At 59.9% G+C, this 3,948-nt stretch carries 4 protein-coding genes; all 4 read left to right on the plus strand.

Annotated features, from left to right (window positions below; translation table 11 throughout):
* A partial coding sequence (locus tag ADK28_RS20790; RefSeq protein ID WP_152929733.1) for an ABC transporter substrate-binding protein occupies positions 1 to 1,016 on the plus strand: 1,016 nt, incomplete at its 5' end.
* Positions 1,017 to 1,058: 42 nt separating this feature from the next.
* Positions 1,059 to 2,069 (plus strand): FecCD family ABC transporter permease, encoded by a 1,011-nt coding sequence (locus tag ADK28_RS20795; RefSeq protein ID WP_016927068.1) that lies wholly within the window; start codon positions 1,059 to 1,061, stop codon positions 2,067 to 2,069.
* Positions 2,056 to 2,823 (plus strand): ABC transporter ATP-binding protein, encoded by a 768-nt coding sequence (locus ADK28_RS20800; protein WP_016927069.1) that lies wholly within the window; start codon positions 2,056 to 2,058, stop codon positions 2,821 to 2,823. The genes ADK28_RS20795 and ADK28_RS20800 overlap by 14 nt, the downstream gene beginning before the upstream one ends.
* 102 nt (positions 2,824 to 2,925) lie before the next feature.
* Positions 2,926 to 3,801 (plus strand): glyoxalase III HchA, encoded by an 876-nt coding sequence (gene hchA / locus ADK28_RS20805; protein WP_048796548.1) that lies wholly within the window; start codon positions 2,926 to 2,928, stop codon positions 3,799 to 3,801.
* The last annotated feature ends 147 nt before the right edge of the window (positions 3,802 to 3,948 follow it).

The raw sequence follows: 3,948 nt of genomic DNA on the forward strand, positions 1-3,948 counted from the left end.
TGCCTTGCGCCGGCGCCAGCCTGCCGGCGGCGGCCGAGCCGTTGCAAAGCGCGGCGACGCAAACGCTGCCCGGCAGCTACCCGCGGATCGTCATCACCGGCAACTGCCCCTTCGGCGTGATCCTGGCGAACGAGGCGGCCTATCGGCACGTCGTCGGCGTGGGGCCCTGGGCGTTCATGCATGCCGATAGGCATGTGTTGAAGGACATGAAGCCGGATATCGGCAGGATCACGTCCGATTTCATCAATAAAGACTATCGGGTCAACATGGAGTCGTTAATGAATCTGCGGCCCGACATCATTTATTACTACGGCAAAAGCCAGGACGATCGGCTGGAAAGGGCGGGCGTGATGACGGTCGATCTGGACGCCGGCGGGAAGACCAAATACCAGCCGATGGTCACCCAGGTGTATTGGGAAAATACCTTCGCCGACACCCTCGGCCTGCCGCGTACGCATAAATTCAAAGACGCCTGGGAAAAGACCCTGAAGCAGATCCGCCCCTATGCCGCCGCCATCCGCGCGCAGCACGTCAGGGCGTTATATCTGGAAGAAAGCGACGGCAGGCAGTTGAAGGTGAGCGGCCCGCACACCTACGGCGACACCTATCTGAAAATGGCCGGCATGGACAACGTCGCCGGGGATTTGCCGGTGAAGGGGGATGCCGGCAGGTACATCAACGTTTCGATGGAGCAAATCATGGCCTGGGACCCGGATGTGATTTTCGTGGTGTTCGGCAGCGCCAAAGCGCTGCTGCACGGGGGGATCCCCGGCCAGGCGTGGGAGACGCTCAGGGCGGTGAAAAACGGCAAGGTTTTCTCGACGCCGGTGGGCATTCACAACTGGGGGGGCCTGTCGGCGGAAACGTCACTGCTGCCGCTGTTTATGATCAACCGGTATGCCCCTGAAGACATTAGCGACAAAACGCTGCGGGATGAGACGCGTCGCTATTATCAGACGATGTTCTCTTATGCGATCCCGGACCGGTTGCTGGATGAGGTGCTGGCGCAACGCTAGTGCCACGGTTGAATAGCGTGAGTTCGTTGGAGGAGCTTGGGGATGCCGGGCAGAGGAAAATATGTGGCGATCATGGCGGGATTGTTTATTTCGCTCTGTGTGGTCGCCTTCGCATCACTGTTTGCCGGCCGCTATGCCTTGTCGGCCCATGACGTGGTGCAGATTTTATGGCGGGGGAACATGCCGGGGGAAAACCAGGCCCGCTATTCGGTGATTTTTAACCTGCGCGCGCCGCGGGTGGTGGCGGTGATGCTGGTGGGCGGCGGGTTGGCGGTCGCCGGCGCGACCTTTCAGGCGGTGCTGAAAAACGCGCTGGCCAGCCCGGACGTGCTGGGCACCTCTTCCGCCTCCGCCTTTGGCGCTGCGCTGGGCATTTTGTTGAGTTTGCCTTTTGCCCTGAGTTCCCTGCTGTCGTTTCTTTTCGGCGTGGTGAGCTTGCTGCTGGTGCTGGGCATCTGCCGCCTCAAACGCCGGCAGGATGCACTCACCACGATTTTGTCCGGCATGATTATCGCGTCGCTGTTTATCGCGTTTGTCTCGGTCATAAAATATGTCGCCGATCCGCAGGATACCTTGCCGGCGATCGTCTTCTGGCTGATGGGCAGTTTCGCTTCGGTAGCGAAAGCGCAGGTTTATTGGCTGATCCCGCTGTTTGCGGCGTGTTACCTGACTATCTACCGGCTCAGGTGGAACATGAACATTCTCTCGCTGGGAGACGACGAGGCGCGCATCGCCGGCCTGAATCCGCCTCGGCTGAAGATCCTGTTGCTGATCGCCGCCTCTCTGCTGGTTTCCGCCTCGGTGAGCTTGGCCGGCGTGGTGGGGTGGGTCGGCTTGGTGATCCCGCATTTGGTGAGAAGCGTGTTGGGGTATAACCACGGCCGCCTGATCCCCGCTTCGGCGCTGAGCGGGGCGCTGTTTTTGCTGGTGATCGACAATATCGCCAGAGGGGCCACCTATGCTGAAATCCCGATCGGCATCCTGACCGCGCTGATCGGCGCGCCGCTTTTCGCTCTCCTTTTTATTACGAGCAGCAAACATGATCACAGTTAACCAGCTGACCCTGGGTTTCAAGGGGCGAGAACCCCTTCTCGACAACGTCAGTTTTCATCTGGCGCGGGGCGAGATCCTCAGCGTGCTCGGGCCGAACGGCGCCGGTAAAACCACGTTGCTGAGACACATCGCGGGCCTGTGCCGGCCCCTGTCTGGCGGGTGCAAGATCGGCCTGGTCGACAATCGGCCCGCCCGGTTGGCCTATGTGCCGCAGGCGAAAACGCCGCATTTCGCTTATGGGGTACTCGATTTTGTCACTTTCGGCTGTGCCCGCCAGGCGGGGTGGTTCGCCAGGCCGCGGCGGCAAGATGTCGCCAAGGCGCAGGCGGTGTTGCATGCGCTGGAGATCGCGCCGCTGGCGCAGAAAAATATCAACCAGATCAGCGGCGGGGAACTGCAGATGTGTTATTTCGCCAAGGCGCTGGCGGCGGATCCCGACGTCATGATCCTCGACGAACCGGAATCGAACCTGGATTTTTACAATCAGGCTAAAATGATCGAGATGCTCTGGCGCCTCGCCAAAGAGCGGCAGATGACGATCGTGCTGAATACGCATTTTCTGCATTATGCCGATCGTATCTCTGACAAGTGCCTGCTGATGAATAAGCGACAGTGCATGTTTGGCGATAAAAACGCCTTGCTGCAAGAGGACATCCTGGAGCGTTATTTCCAGGTGCCGGTGAGAAAGTGCCGGTATGAATATGCCGGCGTCAGCGAAGAAACGTTCATTGTCGCGCTACGGCATCATGCTTGAGCGCCGCCAGCGCGAGGGTGATTGAGGGATATCCCTCATTGCGGCCCCGCTGGCGGTTATTTAAGCTGAAAGAGAAATGCAACGGTGAATATGGAGATAATCATGACTGATTCAGTGTCCAACGATCGTAATCCCACCCCGGATGTGGCGGAAGACAACGCGTTCTTCCCATCGCCTTACTCCCTCAGCCAGTACACCTCGTCCAAAACCGACTTCACGGGCGCCAGCTACCCGAACGCCTATCGCGGCGGCAAGTGGAAGGTGCTGATGATCGCCTCGCAGGAGCGCTACCTGCTGATGCAAAACGGCAAGTTCTTCTCCACCGGCAACCATCCGGTCGAGATGCTGCTGCCGATGTATCACCTGGATCTGGCCGGTTTCGAGATCGACATCGCCACGCCGTCCGGCGATCCGGTGAAGCTGGAGATGTGGGCGTTCCCGCATGAAGATGAAGCAGTCAAGGCCACCTACGAGAAGTACCGCAGCCAACTCAAGCAGCCGAAAAAGCTGGCGGAAGTGGTGAAGGATCTGGATGGCGGCAACTATCTCGGTGTTTTCATCCCCGGCGGCCACGGCGTGCTCAACGATATCCCGTTCAGCGAAGAGGTGAAAAAGACCTTGCACTGGGCCCATGACAACGATCGCTACGTGATTTCGCTGTGCCACGGGCCGGCCGGTTTGCTGGCGGCGGGCATCGGCGAGAACAAAGAGGATTTCCTCTATCGTGGCTATGAGATGTGCGTGTTCCCGGACTCGCTCGATACCGGCGCCAACATCGACATCGGCTATATTCCCGGCCCGATGCCCTGGCTGGTGGGCGAACGCCTGCGCGAGCGGGGCGTGAAGATCGTCAACGCCGACATCACCGGCAAGGTGCATAAAGATCGGCGCCTGCTGACCGGCGACAGCCCGTTGGCTTCCAACAACCTCGGCAAACTGGCGGCAGAGACGCTGCTGGCCGACGTCGCCACGCGATGAGCGACGAGATCGCGCAGCGCGCTTTCCAGACGGCGTTGGCGATGGACCACGAGCGAACCCTGTCCGCTATTCAGGAACGGGTTCGCGCCTTCGCCGCGCCGTTCGGTTTCGATCGCTTTGTGCTGTATTCCGCTTCCGCCGCGGCGG

Source organism: Serratia sp. 506_PEND, from assembly GCF_001076875.1.
Classification (GTDB): domain Bacteria; phylum Pseudomonadota; class Gammaproteobacteria; order Enterobacterales; family Enterobacteriaceae; genus Serratia; species Serratia marcescens.